Raw genomic sequence first — 19,346 nt, 5'->3', positions numbered from 1 at the left:
AGAAAAACGGCCTGAAAAGAGCTTGCTCAACGGGCTAAGGGTAATGCATAACGAATGAGTGATTGGATGAATAAAGAACAGGTTTAGATAGATTTATCGGGTCATTTTCAGCGTAATGAATCTTTTCATGTTCTAACGTTATGGCTAGACTTTTGTTCATTATTTGTTGGATTCCTGAAACGGCCCTTGTCGAAACCCCAACGAAGCAGTAGGACAGTTCATTTTCTTTTACTGGTAACGCAGGTATACTTCATGGTTCATTGAATTACTAGTTCAACGTATCAAATGAAGAGGCTGGTAAAAGAATCGCTCAAAAAAATGAAAAAGCCTTACGGAATAGACGATCTTATTCAGGACATCCCTACCCAAAATTGAATCGCTTCACTTCAGGAACTTATCTTCATACTTTCGGGAATGATCGATATGCTCATGTGGCTAAGTTCATACCTCGCAGAATATTATTACATTGCTGATGAAATTTGCGATATAGTTATACACTTTTTTCCCAACGAATATGAAGAAGATTTTCCTTGCGTTGCCGCTGGTGTGCCTTGGTCAGACCTTATGGGCTCAAGATGATGCCAAGCTCATCGAAAAAGCCAAGAAGATTCACGCTAAGGTTTTCACACTCGACACACACGCCGATACGCCCATGCGGATGGTGGGGAAAGATTTTGATATTTCGAAGGATAATAGCAAAGATGGGAAACTGCCCGATTCTAAAATCGACTTTCCCCGCATGAAAAAGGGTAGTGTAGATGGTATCTTCTTTGCGGTATATCAGGGACAGGGACCACGCACGCCGGAGGCAAACGCGAAAGTTCAGAAGATGGCGATGACCATTCTGGATTCCATGTACGCCCAGATCAACCGTCACCCGGAAATGGGTAAGATTGTAACGACGCAGGAAGAGGCCTTGGCTCTGGAAAAAGCGGGAAAAAGCTCGATTTTTATCGGCGTTGAAAACGGGTATCAGATTGGTAACGATCTATCTTATATTCAGAAATTTTACGATCGCGGAGCTCGGTACATGACGCTCTGCCACTCTTCCAATAATGACATTTGCGATTCATCAACGGACCCCAAAGGACCGGAGTTTAACGGCCTGAGTCCTTTCGGAGAAAAGGTGGTTGCTGAAATGAATCGTCTGGGCATGATGATCGACATTTCTCACTTGTCCGACAGCACCGTTTGGGATTTGATTAAGTTATCTAAAGCTCCCATTGTAGCAACGCACTCGGATGCTTACGCCGTGCTGGATCATCCCCGGAATTTGAATGACGATTTACTCCGGGCTATTGCTAAAAAGGGGGGCGTGGTGCAACTGAATTTATTAAGCAGTTACATTAAAGCAAGTCCTAAAAATCCCGAACGCGAAGCAGCAGTAGCGGATATTCGGAAGAAGTATACTTCGGGCGGAGCCATGTCAGACGAACAGATGAAGGCCATGCGTACTGAAATGCGGGAATTGAACAAGAAGTTTCCAGTACCGCTGGCGACAGTGAAAGACGCGATTGACCATTTGGATCATTTCGTGAAAATCATGGGTGTTGACCACGTAGGGATCGGTGGTGATTATGATGGGGGAGGGTATCTGGCTGATTGCTTTGATATTGCCGAATACCCAAACCTGACTATCGAAATGGTTCGTCGGGGTTATACGGAGAAAGATTTGAAGAAAATCTGGGGCGAAAACTTCTTCCGGGTAATGAAGGATGTACAGAAAGTAGGAGCGAAAATTCGTGCGGGTGATATGGCTATGAAATAGTTGTTAGGAGATGGGTTTTAGAAGAGACATCCCTTGTGCACGACGGCCTCTTCTAATGGCCGCTTCCAGCTTTTCCGCTGGAAGCAACCAGCCTACTAGTAAATATGTAGAGAGGTCCATTAATAGCTTCTACCACGTTCTGATTTAGATGGCTATGTTGTTGGTAAGTAATTAGCTAATCCTGAAAATTGTCATAATCCGAGTAGGAGACGCGATAAATCGACGTCTCTACCATAAAAAAATAAAAAGGTACAGCACTAGTAATGCTGTACCTTTTTATTTTTTAGTAACCATTAGTAGGCATACGTACATTAACGGCTTATACCACGCTATGATCCACATAATTACGTGGTTGGGAAGTGGTTAGCTAATCCTGAAAATTATCATAATCCGAGTAGGAGACGCGATAAATCGACGTCTCTACCATAAAAAAATAAAAAAGGTACAGCACTAGTAATGCTGTACCTTTTTATTTTTTGTAACTAACAACTAACAACTAACAACTAACAACTAACAACTAAATCAACTTATCAGGCGTAATAGGTAATTCTCTAATCCGTTTCCCGGTGGCGTTATAAACGGCATTGGCGATAGCCGGAGCCATGCCAATAATGGCGATTTCGCCCAGACCTTTCGAACCCATAGGTGTGGTATACGGATCTTTTTTATCCACGAATAATACATCTACCTCAGGAACGTCGGCATTGACGGGGACGTGGTAATCGGCGAAGTTATTATTGACGTAACGTCCAAAACGGTGGTCAATCACGGCCTCTTCGGTTAACGCCATGCCAATGCCACCGACGGCTCCGCCCATCATCTGGCTGCTGGCTGTTTTATGGTTTACGATGGTTCCCGCATCGGCCAGAGCTACGGCGTGTTTTACTTTTACAACGCCAGTGGTGGGATGCACATGTACTTTCACGAAATGGACTGAAAAGGAATACATCGCAAATTTCTTCTGCTGGTCTTCGCTCAGTTTGGACTCTTTGATTACTTCCAGTTTCGGTAAGTTATTTCGCTTCAATACTTCAGCATACGTAATGCTGGCCGAGCGGTCTTTGGGTGAACTGATTTTTCCATCCTCGTAGACCAACGTATCGACTTTCGCATTTTTCAAGGCATTCCCTGAAAGTTCCACCAGCTTTTGCCGTAACTCCATACAGGCTTCGTGTACGGCTGAACCTACGGAAGCCACTGTTGCCGAACCACCCTGAATCGGGGCATCGGGTAAATTGGATTCCCCCAGTTCGAATTTGATTCGATTAGCTGGAATGCCCATCACATCTGCCGCAATCTGAACCATAGCCGTTCCAGTACCGGGACCAATATCACTGGCGGCACTCTGCACTAGTAACGTTCCGTTGGCATTTAGGCAGGCTCGGGCCGTGGCGGGCCGACGATGGGCTCCAAAGGTGCCCGTGGCCATGCCATAACCCACCCACATGCCATCTTCCATTTTGGCTTTTGGTTGATTACTTCGATTTGACCAGCCAATTTTATCCGCCCCCATTTTATACGCTTCTCGAACGTAGTTACTTGACCAGGGTAAATCCCGTTCCGGATCTTTTTCCGGATAATTCATGATACGTAATTCAATGGGATCGACATCCAGAGCATAGGATAACTCATCAATGGCCGATTCCAGGGCAAATGCCCCCGTTGCTTCGCCGGGACCACGCATGGGAATGGGCGAGCAAATATCCAGTGGCACTACGCGATAAGTCGTATTTACGTTCGGGATCTGGTACATGAACTTGGTCATGGCTACCGTCGCTTCCGTAAACTCCTCGTAATTACTATTCTGCACATTCGCCCAATGCGAAATGCCTACTATTTTTCCTTCTTTCGTCGCTCCAATACCAATCTTCTGATGCGTATGGGGACGATAACCGGCAATGGTGAACATTTCATTGCGAGTTATAACCAGCTTTACCGGACGGTTCACCTTTTTCGCGGCCAGAATCGTAGCGATTTCGTGGGGCCATACCCGAAGAGACATCCCAAAGGCTCCGCCTACAAATTGCGAATGCACCTGCACGTTTTCTTTCGGTAGCTTAAAGGTTTCTGCAATGACCTGCTGCGTCATCTTTACACCTTGCGTTTTGGCGTAAACGGTAAGTTTGTCCGGCCCATCCCACTGAGCCAGAATCCCGTGTAACTCCATGGGGTTATGAACCTCGCTAGGTAGGACATATTCTTCTTCCAGATTTACCGGAGCGGTTTTGTACGCATCTTTCTCGCCCCGCTGGTAATCCTGCAAAGACTTGTTGGTCTTGGGTACATTACCTTTGGCGAGGTTCGCTTTTAAGTCGGTCTGGTGTTTTTGTTCCTGATACTCAGCCTTCACTAAGGACGCCGCGTAAGTTGCCCGTTCAAATGTATCGGCAACGACCATCGCAATAGGCTGACCGTTGAAATGGATTTCATCATTGTGAAAAGCCATCATGCCCGGCCCACGACCCGAGCTGGTCTTGCTGGGCTCTTTCGCTTCATAGGCTGGAACTTTGGGTGCGTTTACATGCGTAAGTACGGCTAGAACACCCGGAGCACTTTCGGCTTTTTTTGTATCAATATTTTTAATCCGACCTCGGGTTATGGTGCTGGGTACCAGCACGCCATAAGTCAGATTCGGGACTTCGTATTCAGCAAAATAAGTAGCTCCTCCAGTTACTTTCAACACAGCATCGACGCGACTCATACGTCCGCCGATCTTTTCGTCTTTATTTTTCATACGATCATGCGGTTAAGCCAGCGGCGATTTTGAGTGCTTCGACTATGGAATTGGGGGCTAGTTTCAGTTTAAATGAGTTGTACTCATAGCCTTTAGCTCCAGTCATGGCGACTTCAGCCGCTTTCTGGAACGTGGCTTCCGATACGGTTTGACCTACCAAAGCCTTTTCTGCTTCCAGCAATCGCCAGGGCTTATGAGCGACGCCGCCCATGGCCAGCCGGGCCGACTTAATCGTTTTTCCATCTAGCTCCAGAGCCGCCGCAACAGATACCAAAGCAAAGGCGTAAGACGTACGGTCGCGGACTTTGAGGTAATGAACGTTCTTGGCATAGGGCGAGTCGGGGAGGGTGACAGCAGTTATTAACTCTCCCTTTTCCAGCGTATTATCTTTTTCAGGATGATCGCCGGGAAGGCGGTGAAAGTCGGCAAATGGAATTTTACGTTCGCCTTTAGGCCCCTGTACAATAACGGTGGCATCCAGAGCGGCCAGGGCAATGCACATGTCGCTGGGATGTACGGCAATGCAATGTTCGCTGGTACCAAAAATGGCGTGCATTCGGTTATAGCCTTCTTTGGCTCCGCAGCCTGAGCCGGGCTGACGTTTGTTGCAATCCATTTCAGTATCATAAAAATAGCCACAGCGGGTTCGCTGTAGCATATTTCCACCTACCGTCGCCTTATTGCGTAACTGAGCCGACGCTCCGGCGTTCAGAGCCAGCGAAAGTAAAGGCCATTTTTCCTGAATCAGCTTATCATCGGCAACCTGACTATTCAATGCCATCGCTCCGATGCGAACGCCCGAACTTTCTTTTTCAATTTTAGTATAGGGTAACCGACTGATGTCAATCAGTTTATCTGGCTCGGTAACCCCGCGTTTCATTAAATCGACCAGATTGGTTCCTCCGGCGAGAAACATGGCTGAGGGGTCTTTGGCTAAGGCCTCGATGGCCGATTTGGCCGTGGTGCTTCGGACGTATTGAAAGGCTTTCATACCGTTTGTCCTCCTTTCTTCACTTCCATAATCGCATCGACGATGTTGGGATAAGCTCCACAGCGGCAAATATTTCCGCTCATGTATTCCCGAATTTCATCTTCGGTATCAGCATGCCCTTCGCGAATGCAGGCAATGCCGGACATGATCTGACCCGGGGTGCAATACCCACACTGAAAACCATCGTGTTTGATGAAGGCTTCCTGCATGGGGTGTAAGTCATCCCCTTTCGAAATGCCTTCAATGGTAGTGATCTTCTTTCCGTCTTCAGTAACGGCTAATGTCAGGCAGGAATTGACTCGCTGACCATCTGAATGAACTGTACAGGCTCCGCATTGACCAAAATCGCAGCCTTTTTTGGTGCCCGTCAGGTGTAACTGCTCGCGTAATAAATCCAGTAGAGTGGTGCGAGGCTCAACGCTAAGGTTGTGTTTTACACCGTTCACTTCCAGTTTTAACGCGACTTTTTCGAAAGGGGCGGCCACTTTTTCATCCCATTCGGGATCTTGTACGGCTTTGCCCGGAGAAAGAACTAATGCAGACAGCACGGACGATTGCTTGAGGAAATCACGCCGGGCTTCGTTTTCAACCTTTTTTTTGCTCGTTTTCATAAAAAAGGATTATGTAAGACAATTCTTCAGTGCGGGAAGAGATTCATTTCAAGCACAAAGAGGACTTGAAATGGGTTTTACTTAATAAATTCAACGGATTAGCGTAGGTAATGTTTATTCAAAATTTGGCCTTTAAAGTTGCAGGTGAAGCTTCGCTAAACATTAATAGTAGAGACGCCAATTGATCGCGTCTAGTCTCTATTGACAAACTGGTTACTTGTTAACGTATAACCATGCTGATTTGGGAAACGCGGTAAATCGACAATTCTTATTAACCACCGAAAGAGGCAGACTTTCTGCCTCTTTCGGTGGTTATGATGTTACGCGGAAAGCGTTTGAAATTCGTCGTCGGTTAACTCAATTTCTGAAGCCTTCAGGTTTTCCAGTAAGTGTTCAACTGAACTCGTTCCCGGAATTAATAGAATATTCGGGGCTCGTTTCAGTAACCAGGCCAAAGCGATTTGGGCGGTAGTTGCTTCGTGTTTCTGAGCGATTTCCTGAATTTTCTCTTTCATTTTATCCGGTCCCGAAGCTAATGGAAACCAGGGGATAAAAGCCATGTTGCGTTCGGTAGTATAGTCCAGTACATCCTCCCAATGGCGGTCACCGAGGTTATACAAATTTTGAACAGAGACAATAGGAACCACCTTCTCTGCCTGCTTGATCTGATCAATGCCTACTTCGGATAAACCGACGTGCTTGATTTTTCCCGCCTTGACCGCGTCTACAACTGGCCCGAGCGTTTCTTCTACGGGAACTTTGGGGTCAAAACGGTGCAATTGCCAGAGGTCAATCACGTCCAGTTTCAGGCGTTGCAAACTGCCCTCAATTGCTTCCCGAATATGATCCGGGTGGCCATTGACGGGCCATTGGTTAGGACCGGTTCGTTCCAGTCCGCCTTTAGTGGCGATTACTAAGCCTTCTTTGTACGGATACAGAGCCTCCGCAATAAGCACTTCGTTGGTGTGCGGCCCGTATGAATCAGCCGTATCAATAAAGTTAAGACCGGATTCAACCGCAGTTTGTAATACTTTTTTAGCTTTTTCACGGTCAGGAGCATCGCCCCAGACGCCGCTGCCTGTTAATTGCATTCCGCCGTAGCCCAGGCGATTCACTTCAAATTCACCTCCGATTTTGAAGGTATGTTTTGTGGTATTGGAAGTCATGATCTCAAAAACGATGAATAGTAGATTTGATTACTGATTAACCCAAGTTGAATAACTCAGGAAGCGTTGCCCCGAACGAGTTTAACTCAGGAAACTTTCAGGTATAACACTTCATACGGGTAGATACTAAAAGAATATGCCGCCCTAGATTTCATGATAGGCTAAAAGAAGAGCCGTGAAACTAAAAAAGCCGATGAACAGGAACGCTCATCGGCTTTTCAGGACAATTTCTCATGAATTACTTCACTACATACGTTTTTTTATCAACGCCTATTCCTTTCAACGTAAGTGATTTCCAATGTTTGGGAAGTCGCGTTTTCAGTTGAATAATACCCTTGTCGGTAATATCCAAGCCTCCAAAGCCCGCTAACAGCGTCTGAAGATAGCCACCTGCACCCGTTGCGAAATACGGATTGGTGCCACCCGCCGTTTCGGCTAATACACCAAACGGAGGAACCTCATTGGGTTTGTAACTATCCATGTATAACTCGTAAGCTTTATCCGTTTCTCCCAGTCGGTTATAAAGAATAGAGAAAATGCCGTGAGCCATGGCTGGCGATTGCCCCTTACGTCCCGGTTGGTTATCGGCTAAAACTTTCCAGTAATAATCTAAATCCTTTTTAATGTCCTTCGGATCCGTTACTTGTTTCATGGGATAAGCCAGCAGGTTTACGTCTCCCTGCTTGATGATCTCTCCATTGTAGGTAGCGTATTCTTTCGTTACGCCATCTGGGAATTTATAAATGACCAACCCTTCTGCTACTTCTTTCCAGCGGCTGTTTTCTGGGAAGCCTAGTTCGCGGGCAGCCTGATTGGCAAAGCTTAACACTTCACGGGCCATGCCGTTCGTGTACGCATTGTCATCCACGTTTTCAGCCCATTCATCCGCACAGACTACATTGATAATGTGATACTTGCCATCCTTTCCTTTTTCCGCCCGACTCACCCAGAAGTCAGCTACTTCTTTTAAAAGTGGGTAGCCTCTGTCTTTTAGCCAGGCTTTATCCTGGGTAACTTGATAGTATTTCCAGAATGCAAAACCTACGTCGCCAGTAATGTGGTGTTGAAAAGGTCCCGTAAGAGCCCAGACGGGTGTAGCTTCCTGTCCTTTATCGTCGGATTCCCAGGGGAACATTACTCCCTGATACCCGTGTGACTTTGCATTCTGCCGGGCGGCATCCATTCGTTCAAATCGATACTCGAGCAGAGATTTGGCAATTTCTGGGTGCATGAGTAAAACGGGGGGATACATCCAGATTTCGGTATCCCAGAATACATGTCCGTTATAACCCAGACCCGAAAGGCCCATGGGAGATAAACTGTAGGCCTGACCTTCCCGGCAAAAAGAATAAAGATGATAAAGCGAGAAACGAGCGGCCCGCTGAGCTTCTGGATCGCCTTCGATGATAATGTCCGACTCCCAAAGCTTATCCCAGGCTTCGTTATGACGCTGGACTAGCCGATCCCGCCGTTCAAGAGCTGCAAAAATGGTTAGTCGTTCTGCCTCGTTATGCGGGTCTGGAGTATGTTCGGTGGAGATAACAGACCCTACAATGCTAAACCGATAAGTTTCACCGGCTTTCAGCTTTTTACTGAACTTGAGCCGATGAAGCCCTGAATCCCATTCTTCGTGAATCAAAGCGGGTTCTTTACCCCGAGGCTCGTTGAAAATGATGCTGTTGGAAGCCGCTACCAAGTGCTTTCCCGTGGGCGATTTGGCTACCGAAGTCATCAAAGGAATTAGCGAATGGGGGCGGTCAATGGTATGATAGAAGTTTTCAACGTCCCTTAATAAATCCGGGGAGGATAGTACGCTGTGCGGAGTAATTTCAACATCAGCTTTCGCCTGAATTTCAACATCAATTAAAGCCGTATGAGGTAAATGCCGGAGAGCCCTAATGGACTCTTTTACGACTACCTTATTGCCGAAAGTAAAGCTGGTGGTAAGGGTAGCGTGTTTCATATCCAGCTCTTGCTGATAATGCTGAATGCCGGTTCGATCCACTCGCTGACCATCAACTTCCAGGTCCATATTGGCAAAATCAAACACCTTTAGAATGTTAGAAACACGTCCTCTTCCGTAGCTGTCGAAAGTCCCATTCAGAACGACATCATTCACTTTCAGAGGAGTGGCCGAAGAAACAATGCCAATCATTCCATTGGCTACACTAACGCCGTAGTAACGGTTCGGGTTAATATCCTGAGCTGTAATAGTCCAGCCCGGGTCTTGTGCCTGTAGCCAGGAAGAACTGAGAGCTGTACAAAAGAGAAGTAATGATTTGGTTATATTCATATATTTTATTGAAATAAATAAAGAAGTAAAGTAAATAAAATCTGATTACATACGAGTGGATGAGTGTAAATACTTAGGTAACTATTTAGTAACTGGCTTATCAGCTCTGGCATTAGGAGTTGAATTTGTGTTTTCCTAAAAGAAACCCTAAGGCAAATCAGGGCAGGAGTAAGTCTACTGTTTGGGTAGAAATGAGAGGGAATTTTTAGAGGTTGAAAAGAGTAACTTCTACCTCTGTCATCTCGAACGTAGTGAGAGACCTTAGGTAGAATGGGGCGGGTTTGAGGTTATTGATGATACTTCTGTTCCTAACATTGTTCCGGGATGAAATCCGGGGAAGCACCAAGTAAGGTCCTTCGCTTCGCTCTGGATGACAGGCTCTGATGATGAAGTAATTATGTATCCTTAGAGTTTATCTATCGCAAACCTGTTTTAACAATAACCCCAGCGGGGTTCAATGTAGATAGCCCCGGATGAAATCCGGGGAACACAAGTAAGATCCTTCGCTTCGCTCTGGATGAAAGGTTGTGGGTAGTAATCTAAAATGCCATTCATACACAGCCTGAAGGGCATCTAAAAACGCAATGCAGAAACCTTTCATCTCATTTGTATAGCAGAAGTGCCCGAAAGCGTTTAATTTTAGAGATTTGATTTCCATAGATTCACTTCATGAAAAAACTCCTTACCCTGTTGGCAATGAGTCCGCTGGCGTTTGCTCAGGCTCAGAATCCAACGAAATTTGCCGCATCTATTACGGCAGCAGACCTCAAAAAACACCTGAGCTATCTGGCATCGGATGAGCTGGAAGGTCGCGGAACCGGAACGCGTGGTCAGCACAAAGCTGCTGAATACATTGCCAATCATTTTAAGAGCTTAGGACTCAAAGGCATTGGCCCTAACGGTAGTTACCTCCAGCCCGTGGAATTAGTTGAATTAGGCTGGGGAGACGTATACGTGAAGACGACCAGCGGAACAAAAGAACTCCTCAAGGATTTCTACGTGACGGGATCAAGTAACTTCTCAAAGGAAGAAACACTCGACATCGTTTTTGTTGGATACGGCATTGACGACGAGAAATACTCTGATCTTAAAGGTCTGGATTTAAAGGGTAAAGCCGTATTAATGCTACCCGGCGAGCCCAAAAAAGAAGATGGGACTTACCTGATTTCGGGCACGTCTCAAGCTTCTTCCTGGTCAAAAAATCCCGAAGCTTCCCGCAAGAAAATGGCTTTGCTTCAGGAAAAAGGAGCTCGTTGCGTGGTCACCATCGCTCCCGGTTCGGATGAACAAACGGATAAATTATACGCTCGGATGCGGGCCTACTCGCCCCGAATGAACCGTCTGACATTCAAGGATGAAGAGCGTCCGGCTTCAACTTTATTAACCGTTCAGTTAAAACAGGGCTTAGCCAAAGAAATTTTAGGTCTGGATGATCAGCAACTGGCTGATTTAATGGCGGGTAAGACGCAAGCAAGGGATCTCAACCATACCATTACCCTGAAAGCAGTTGAAAAACAGACGCCGATTGAGACTTCTAACGTGGTTGGTTTTCTGGAAGGGACGGACAAGAAAAATGAAGTACTGGTAGTAACGGCTCACTACGATCACATTGGTATTTCGGAAGATGGCAAAATCAATAATGGAGCGAATGACGACGGTTCGGGTACGGTAAGCGTTATGGAACTGGCTGAAGCATTTTCAAAAGCAGCAAAGTCAGGAGCCCGTCCGCGTCGGAGCATTCTGTTCATGACCGTAACGGGTGAAGAAAAAGGCCTGCTAGGTTCAGAATATTACGTAAATCATCCGCTGATTCCGCTCGAAAATACTATTGCCGATTTAAACATTGACATGGTGGGCCGGGTTGACAAGGCTCATGAAGGCAAGCCTGATTACATTTACGTGATTGGCTCGGATAAGCTTTCTTCGGAATTGCACGCCATTAACGAAGAGGCTAACAAAAAGTACATTAAAATGGATCTGGATTATACCTTCAACGATCCTAACGATGTAAATCGGTTCTATTACCGTTCCGATCACTACAACTTCGCGGCGAAGAAAATCCCCATCATTTTCTACTTCAATGGGGTTCACGATGATTACCACCGGCCAACGGATGACGTAGAAAAAATCGAATTCGATAAGGCTGAAAAAACGGCTCGATTGGTATTCTATACCGCCTGGGATTTAGTCAACCGTGATAAACGCATTGTGGTAGACTCTAATAAGCCTTAATTCAGTAGTACCTGAAAAATGAATCCAGCCGTTTGTCTAACAAAGCGGCTGGATTTTTTGTAAACACTTGTAGGTTGGACTGGTAATGATTTTTGACGGAGCATGCCGTAAAAACAAAAGCTTCAAAAAGGCTGAGTTGAAATTAAAAAATGATATTAACCAAGCAAAAAGATACCAAACAAGCGTAAGCCATTCGTATGAATAAACAACTATTCAAAACTTCTCAATTCATTAAATCCTTTTCTGAAAACGGACAATTAGGAGGTATTTTACTGCTGTTGGCGACGACGGTTTCGTTAGTAATCACTAATTCCAGTCAGGGAGAATCTTATCTGCACTTTTGGGAAACAACGATAGGAACGGGGTCTTTAGCTTTGTCGGTTGAAGCGTGGGTAAATGATGCCTTAATGGTCGTTTTTTTCTTTCTTGTGGGAATAGAAATCAAGCGGGAATTGCAGGTAGGGGAGCTTTCGAGTATGAAGCAAGCTCTATTACCCATCGTAGCGGCCCTTGGAGGATTAATCACGCCTGCTCTGATTTTTCTGGCGTTCAATCATGGAACGTCAGCAGCCAGCGGCTGGGCTATTCCCACCTCTACGGACATTGCTTTTTCACTGGCCGTGCTCTCGTTAGTAGGAAATCGGGTGCCGCTAGGGTTGAAGGTCTTTCTAACGGCTCTGGCTATTATTGACGACCTCGGAGCCATTCTGATTATTGCTTTTTTCTACACTGAACAATTGCAATGGGTCTATCTAGCCCTTGCTGCGGCTATTACTACGGTTTTGATTGTATTAAGTCGACTGAAAATCAGAACCTTATATGCTCACTGGTTTTTGGGAATTATACTATGGTACTGCATTCTTCAGTCAGGAATCCACGCTACGCTGGCAGGTGTTATTCTGGCTTTTACCATTCCGCTGGAGGCTATTTCGGGGCTGGAACATCGTTTGAACAAACCCGTTAACTACTTATTACTGCCCCTTTTTGCTCTGGCTAATACCACGATCCATTTATCAGCCGAAGCTTTTCAATCCTTGCTGGAGCCGATGGAATTAGGCATTTTTCTGGGTTTATTACTGGGAAAGCCGCTGGGTATCAGTCTGGCATCTTTTCTATTAATTCAGTCGAAAGCGGCTGCTTTGCCCTTGCATACCAACTGGAAACAAATGACAGGAGCGGGAGTAGTCGCAGGTATTGGGTTCACGATGTCCATCTTTTTGACTAACCTTTCTTTCAGCAATCCTGAATTTTTAAATGGAGCCAAATTATCCATTATTCTGACCTCATTTACAGCAGGACTACTTGGGTTTATACTCCTGAGATGGGCAACGAAACCAATGCCTTATGAGGGGTCTTTCCGCAAAAAGTAAATGGTTAACTCCCGACTGGGCTGATATTCATGGTAGACTTCGAAGCCTTTATGTTGATAAAGGCTTACGTTTTGAAGGGTACTGGTTTCCAGCAAAACCGGGATTTCTTCATTCTGGGCTTCCAGTAATAGGGGGTCAAGTAATGAACTAGCAAAGCCTTTTCCCTGAAATTGAGGATGAACGCCCAGCATCCACAGGTAGAGGTAAGGGTATTGGGAGCGTTGCTTCTCGACGTAAGCTTCCGTTTTCAAAATGCGGGGAATGGGTGCTAGCCCTAGCTGACTCACTAATTGAAGACTCAAAAGCGAATCCCGCAAAAAATCCCCTTTCGCTGGGTATCGTTTCCAGATGGCTACGCCTTCCTGCTGGGGTGTAGAAAAGACTTTTCCGTGCCGAATGCCATAATCAAAAGTGTAAGCAACGAGCGGCTGAATCCGTTTGGAAGCCTGCGTTTTTCCGGTTGCCAGCCAGTTTAAATGATTATTGGTATAGAAAGCCTGATTTAAGGTTTCAAGGATTTCTCTTCGGTTTTGGGGGGTAGCCAGTAACATGAGGTTTCCAGTTGTAAGTCCAAAAATAAAAGTATTTCTACCTAATTTGACTTAAAATCCTGAAAACAATACTTAACAAAAGATGCCAGCTAAGCTAGCTGGCATCTACGCAATCAGGCACATCTATGATGAACTATATACACACTATTTATTCCAGGTAATTTTCGCCGTTTTCACTTCGCTGGAGTTCGTTCCAATGTGAACGTGAAATTCACCGGCTTCCCAATCGTACTTCAAATCGCTGTTATAGAATTTAAGCTGTTCGGGAGTAATGTCAAATGTTACGTCTTTGCTTTCGCCGGGTTTTAAACTGATTTTCTGAAAACCTTTCAAATCTTTAACCGCCCGGGTCACACTCGCAACAGGATCGCTGAGGTAAAGCTGAACGACTTCTTCTCCGGCATATTTTCCTGTATTAGCGACGGTTACGGTAGCTTTCAGCGTTTCGTTTCCTTTCAAGGTTGATTTACTTAGCTTGACATCGCTGTAACTGAAAGTTGTATAACTCAAACCGTAACCGAAAGGAAAGAGTGGATCATTGGAAACGTCCAGGTAACGCGACTTGAACTTGTCCAGTAACACGCCTTCGTAGGGACGACCCGTGTTTTTATGGTTGTAATAAATCGGAATCTGACCGACGTTGCGGGGGAAAGTGGCCGTGAGTTTTCCCGAAGGGTTATAGTTGCCAAACAGCACGTCCGCCACGGCATTACCCGATTCCGTTCCACCAAACCAGGCTTCCAGCATAGCATCCGCGTTTTCGTTTTCCCAGGTTAAGGTCAAGGGACGACCACTCATTAACACCACCACCAGAGGCTTACCCGTCTTTTTCAAAGCTTTCAATAAGTCTTTCTGATTATCGGGAATACCGATGTCCGAACGGCTGGAGGCCTCGCCTGACATTTCCTGGGCTTCCCCAACAACCGCTACAATAATATCCGACTTCTGAGCCGCCTGAACCGCTTCTTCAATCATGGCTTCAGGGGAACGGGGATCTACGTCTACCAAACCATTCTGAGCGTTCAACCGCTGAATCAATAGCGTATCCGTCGTGAAATTGGCTCCCTTGGCGTAGTTAATCTTTACCTTTTCGCCCGCTACATTCGTAATACCTTCGGCTACGGTAACGGCTTTTTTCCAGTCGCCCGCGATGTTCCAGGTACCGAGCATATTCTTACGATCATTCGCTAAAGGTCCAACCAGAGCAATGGAGCCCGACTTTTTCAGCGGTAAGGTCTGATGGGCGTTTTTCAATAATACCTGACTCCGAACGGCCAGTTCGCGGGCAAAGGCCCGGTTTTCAGCCGTGAAAATATCTTTGGCCGGACGTTTTTCGTCGAGGTAACGATAGGGATCATCAAACAAACCCAACTTGTACTTGGCTTCCAGAATCCGGCGGCAGGCGAGGTCAATTTCCTTCTGAGTAACCTTCCCTTCTTTCAGGGATTTTTTCAGCGTGGTTAAATACCCTTCACCCACCATGTCCATATCCGTTCCGGCATTAAGAGCTTTCGCAGATACCTGTTGCAAATCACCCAAACCGTGAGCCGTCATTTCATTAATAGCCGTGTAATCGGTTACCACCAGCCCTTTGAAGCCCCACTGCTTGCGAAGTAAATCCGTCATTAGCCATTTGTTAGCTGTAGCAGGAATGGCATCAATTTCGTTAAATGAAGTCATTACACTCGCCACGCCCGCATCAACAGCGGCTTTGTAAGGCGGCAGGTAATACTCAAACATCTTGATCCGGCTCATGTCGGTAGTGTTATAATCACGTCCGGCTTCGACTGCTCCGTACAGAGCAAAGTGTTTGACGCAGGCTAATACCGTGTTGGTACTTTTCCAGTCTTTACCCTGATACCCCCGCACCATCGCTTTGGCAATCAGTGAACCGAGGTAGTGATCTTCCCCGGAGCTTTCTGAAATACGGCCCCAGCGGGGATCGCGGGCGATGTCAACCATTGGTGAAAAGACCCAGTTCAGACCGTCAGCCGTAGCTTCGGTAGCGGCAATTCGGGCACTTTTTTCAATGCGTTCCAAATCCCAGCTCGTTGAAATAGCCAGGGGAATGGGGAAGCTGGTTTTATGTCCATGAATAACATCCAAGCCAAAAAGCAGTGGGATATGCAGGCGGGAGTTCTTAACAGCGAGTTCCTGCGGCTTACGAACCAGAGCTGGATCATAAATCCCAAACAGGCCACCTACTTTACCAGATTTAATATTTTCTTCCACGTTCTGAGAAACCGTAGCTCCCGTCGCGGTGAAACCTCCGGGCGTAACCAGATTCAACTGACCGATTTTTTCGTCGATCGTCATCTGGCCCATGAGTTTGTTAATGAAAGCGTCCATTTTGGCATCCTGAGCCTGCACTTGCAGACTGAACAGTCCTGCCAGTATCAAAAGGGAAGTTTTTTTCATAGGTATTATTGTTAAAACCGGGTAACTGATATTAACCAGTTACCCGGTCCTTGTCATACTTATCGCAGAAGCAGCGTCAGCGTTTTCTTTACGGAACCCTGCGTAAGTGTGGCGGTGTATTTGCCAAAGGGAGCATCAAATGAATGCGTATGCGTACCGGGGGTTAAAACCTTATTATCCAGTAATTTAATAACGGTTCCCGAAGCATTCTTCAATTCTAGGCTTACTGGTTCGGCCCCCTGAACGGCAAAATCCAGAGGAAATAATCCTGAATCGGTGTGCTTTAATAAGCTCCATTCGCCCGTTTTAGGGTGGGGCTGATAGGCGTAAAACCCAGTAGGGTAGTAGGGCTTTTCAATACCCATCTTCTGCAAGCCCTGTTTGATCTCCTGAATACGTTCGCCTACTTTCCAGATCAGTCCTGTTCGGTAGTTTTCCATCATGACCACAATCGGTCCCTGATCAATGGCGAGGTATTGGTTAGAAAACCAGTTCTTAGAAGCATTAAATGCATCATAAAACCCATATTCCCCGAAGAGACGATTCCCCTGTTTCAAATAGAAATACCGCAGAGCCTGCCAGGACTCATAAGGCGAGTAGGGGAAAGCGGAAAGAGCGGCGGTCGGCGTAATGGTACCGTTATCGTTCGTGGGTGAGTGAGCGTCGTAGAAGTTATAATCGTCACTCGCAGTCAGTCCCCAGTTTTCTTCGGAATAACCGTAAGCTTTTGGAGCTTTCTCGGCACAGTACGCCCAGTTCATCAGGGTGTGAGCCTGATTCATTTGCCAGTAATTGGTATGCTTGTCCTCCATTTGGCGAGGGTCCATACTTAAGTACGAGTAGTGGGTAAAGAACAGAGGCCCGCCGTAGGGAAAACCAATCTTCAACTTGTAGCCCATGTACTCATTACCATTGGTAAAATGGTTGGACTGCTTCCAGGTGTTCGCGTATACTTCTGGCTTAATAGGGTGCGTAGGTGAACCCAGGGCCAGCACGTAGGTAACTAAACACTCATTATAACCTTCGATGGGCATATTCATTTCCCATCCGTATTGCTTGGACCAGTGCCAGCGTAGTTTGCCATCATGCACGTACCAGTCCCATTCTACGCCTTCGTATAATTGGGTAATCTGATTGCGAAGTTTTTTCTCGGCTGCATTCGTACCATTGAAGTACTCGCGAGCTACTAACAAACCGTTCGTGAGAAAAGCCGTTTCAACGAGATCTCCGCCGTTATCTTTTTGTCCGAAGGGCACTACCTTGCCCGTATTGCCGTCCAGCCAGTGGGACCAGGCTCCGTGAAAACGGTCGGATTTTTCCAGAAAGTCAGCGATTTTCTGAACCCGGGCTACCGCCTGTTCGCGAGTAATCCACTGGCGTTCGGCGGCTACGACGATGCCCATAATTCCAAAGCCAGTCCCGCCAGTAGTAACAATGTTAGGCGTTGCAGTACGTTCGGGAGCCATGCCGGAAATCGGATGAGCGAAATCCCAGAAATACTTAAATGTAGCTTTCTGAACTACATTCATGTATTCATTTTTTTCAGTGGGAGGAGTTGTTGATGAAGTGTTTGAAGTGGCAGGAATCGACTTCGTACAAGAAACGGTAGACAAAGCCAATGCCAGAACTCCCCAGGAAAGAGTTTTCAGTAGCGTCATAAAGCAGGAATGATTGGGCGGAGATGAGAAGAATAAAGACCGTAATCCAGTAAATGGATTACTGAATTACGGTCCAGTCCAATAGCGATTAATAGCCAGGATTTTGAGTTAAAGCCTTACCACTCAAATCGATTTGCGTTTGAGGAATGGGAAACAAATCGTGTTTACCATCTACGTAAGGAAGGCCCAAAGCCCGGAGAACCGTACCCGCACGACCCTGACGGCGTAAATCAAACATACGGTCATGTTCAAAAGCTAATTCTACACGACGCTCGTTCCAGATTTTCATGCGTAAGTCGGTTTGAGTGGTCGTCGTTAAAGCCGCCAGACCTGCCCGAACGCGTACTTTGTTCAATGAAATCAAAGCATTAGCTGGCTGACCCAGCTCATTAGCCGCTTCGGCATTCATTAATAACACTTCTGCAAAACGCAGGATACGCATGTTTTTATTTGTTTCTGAATCATTACCGTTATACGTTTCAGCCACGCGGCTTACGTAAGCTTTCTGGTTGTAAGCCCGGTTAGGTGCCGAGGCTAACACTTTCTGACCATCCCAAAGCGTCTCACCAGGGTACATAAAGGTAGCGTCTTTTCGCTTGTCACCAGCCTCATACGCTTTCTCTAAATCAGCCGATGGCGTATTAAAACCCCAACCCCATTGACCACGTACGCTCTGACAGGTAGAGTAGTTATTGATGCCTTTGTTAGGCGTAGTTCCCTGAGCCTGAACTTCAAAGATAGACTCAGCATTGTTTTCGCCTACTTCACGCCAGATCGTTGAATAATCTTCCACCAACGAGTATTTACCACCCGCTATGATCGTATTCGTCAGCTCCAGTACTTTGTCCCATTTCTTCTGATACATGGAAACTTTAGCCAGCAGAGCCTGGGCAGCACCTTTCGTGACACGACCTACAGGCGTGTTCCCTTTTTCAGGAAGGTTATTGATAGCAGTAGTCAAATCGGCTTCAATCAACGCATAAATTTGCGTTGCCGCTACCCGGGTACGTCCTGCTTTCAGATCATCCTCATTGGTAGGATCGGGAACCTTGGTAATCAGAGGAACGCCACCAAACGTACGAACCAGATTGAAGTAAAAATACGCCCGTAAAAAGCTCGATTCACCGATCAGACGATTTTTCGTAGCCTCTTCAATGGTCAGGTTAGGCAGGTAGGTAAGGGCCTGATTAGCTCGGGCAATACCCTGATAGTTTCCTTGCCAGATGTCATTGAACGAACCACTCGTTGCCGAGAAGGTGAAACCATCCAGTTCGTTTTTATCGGAACCCGTATCTCCGGGATCGCTGCCTTTATCGGCATCATCCGAAGCAATGCTGGTGATCCCAATCCACGAGAAAGAGTGGATATTCCAGTCCAGCATTTTGTTATAAATCGCCGTTACAATCCCTTCTGAAGCCTCTGGGTCAATAGAAAGGTAATCGGGAGTAAGTTCGCCCTGAGGCTTTACTTCCAGGAAATCCTTACAAGCCGTTCCGCTCAGGGTAAGTCCCGCGAAAAGTCCAGCTCTTAAAATATATTTATTGATTTTCATTG

General features: G+C 46.3%; 12 protein-coding genes. 3 read left to right on the top strand and 9 right to left on the bottom strand.

What is annotated here, in order from left to right; genetic code table 11:
* The first annotated feature begins 514 nt into the window (after window positions 1-514).
* Window positions 515-1,768, top strand: a complete 1,254-nt coding sequence (locus tag QE357_RS16480; RefSeq protein ID WP_309709726.1) for a dipeptidase — start codon at window positions 515-517, stop codon at window positions 1,766-1,768.
* A gap of 517 nt (window positions 1,769-2,285) precedes the next feature.
* Here QE357_RS16480 and QE357_RS16475 read toward each other — a convergent pair.
* The 5 genes from QE357_RS16475 to QE357_RS16455 form a co-directional block, all read right to left on the bottom strand.
* Window positions 2,286-4,502 carry a xanthine dehydrogenase family protein molybdopterin-binding subunit gene (locus QE357_RS16475; protein ID WP_309709722.1) on the bottom strand — a complete coding sequence of 739 codons (2,217 nt, stop codon included), beginning with the start codon at window positions 4,500-4,502 and terminating at the stop codon, window positions 2,286-2,288.
* Window positions 4,503-4,506: 4 nt separating this feature from the next.
* Window positions 4,507-5,493: a xanthine dehydrogenase family protein subunit M gene (locus QE357_RS16470; protein ID WP_106635215.1), complete on the bottom strand. Its 987-nt coding sequence runs from the start codon at window positions 5,491-5,493 to the stop codon at window positions 4,507-4,509.
* Window positions 5,490-6,104: a (2Fe-2S)-binding protein gene (locus tag QE357_RS16465; RefSeq protein ID WP_307140976.1), complete on the bottom strand. Its 615-nt coding sequence runs from the start codon at window positions 6,102-6,104 to the stop codon at window positions 5,490-5,492. The genes QE357_RS16470 and QE357_RS16465 overlap by 4 nt, the downstream gene beginning before the upstream one ends.
* Before the next feature lie 320 nt (window positions 6,105-6,424).
* Window positions 6,425-7,270, bottom strand: a complete 846-nt coding sequence (locus QE357_RS16460) for an aldo/keto reductase (RefSeq protein ID WP_309709716.1) — start codon at window positions 7,268-7,270, stop codon at window positions 6,425-6,427.
* A 238-nt stretch (window positions 7,271-7,508) separates the two neighbouring features.
* Window positions 7,509-9,563, bottom strand: coding sequence for a glycosyl hydrolase family 95 catalytic domain-containing protein (locus QE357_RS16455; protein WP_309709713.1), 2,055 nt, complete (start codon window positions 9,561-9,563; stop codon window positions 7,509-7,511).
* A 669-nt stretch (window positions 9,564-10,232) separates the two neighbouring features.
* Here QE357_RS16455 and QE357_RS16450 point away from each other — a divergent pair.
* Together QE357_RS16450 and nhaA are read left to right on the top strand one after the other, a co-directional pair.
* The gene (locus QE357_RS16450; protein ID WP_106635219.1) at window positions 10,233-11,795 is read left to right on the top strand and encodes a M28 family peptidase; all 1,563 of its coding nucleotides are present in this window, start codon (window positions 10,233-10,235) and stop codon (window positions 11,793-11,795) included.
* A 197-nt stretch (window positions 11,796-11,992) separates the two neighbouring features.
* Window positions 11,993-13,165 (top strand): Na+/H+ antiporter NhaA, encoded by a 1,173-nt coding sequence (gene nhaA, locus QE357_RS16445; RefSeq protein ID WP_309709708.1) that lies wholly within the window; start codon window positions 11,993-11,995, stop codon window positions 13,163-13,165.
* On the opposite strand, the gene QE357_RS16440 is transcribed toward nhaA, so the two are convergent.
* From QE357_RS16440 to QE357_RS16425, 4 genes are all read right to left on the bottom strand, one after another.
* Complete coding sequence (locus QE357_RS16440) at window positions 13,138-13,716, bottom strand: GNAT family N-acetyltransferase (protein ID WP_309709705.1); 579 nt, start codon at window positions 13,714-13,716, stop codon at window positions 13,138-13,140. The two genes, nhaA and QE357_RS16440, sit on opposite strands and share 28 nt — an antisense overlap.
* A gap of 144 nt (window positions 13,717-13,860) precedes the next feature.
* Window positions 13,861-16,134 (bottom strand): beta-glucosidase BglX, encoded by a 2,274-nt coding sequence (gene bglX / locus QE357_RS16435; RefSeq protein WP_309709702.1) that lies wholly within the window; start codon window positions 16,132-16,134, stop codon window positions 13,861-13,863.
* 59 nt (window positions 16,135-16,193) lie between these two features.
* Window positions 16,194-17,792 (bottom strand): glucoamylase family protein, encoded by a 1,599-nt coding sequence (locus QE357_RS16430; RefSeq protein ID WP_309709699.1) that lies wholly within the window; start codon window positions 17,790-17,792, stop codon window positions 16,194-16,196.
* Between the two features lie 88 nt (window positions 17,793-17,880).
* Window positions 17,881-19,344 carry a RagB/SusD family nutrient uptake outer membrane protein gene (locus QE357_RS16425; RefSeq protein ID WP_106635225.1) on the bottom strand — a complete coding sequence of 488 codons (1,464 nt, stop codon included), beginning with the start codon at window positions 19,342-19,344 and terminating at the stop codon, window positions 17,881-17,883.
* Window positions 19,345-19,346 lie beyond the last annotated feature (2 nt).

The organism is Siphonobacter sp. SORGH_AS_0500, from assembly GCF_031453245.1.
Lineage (GTDB): Bacteria > Bacteroidota > Bacteroidia > Cytophagales > Spirosomataceae > Siphonobacter.
This window is presented reverse-complemented; position numbering and strand designations above follow the sequence as displayed.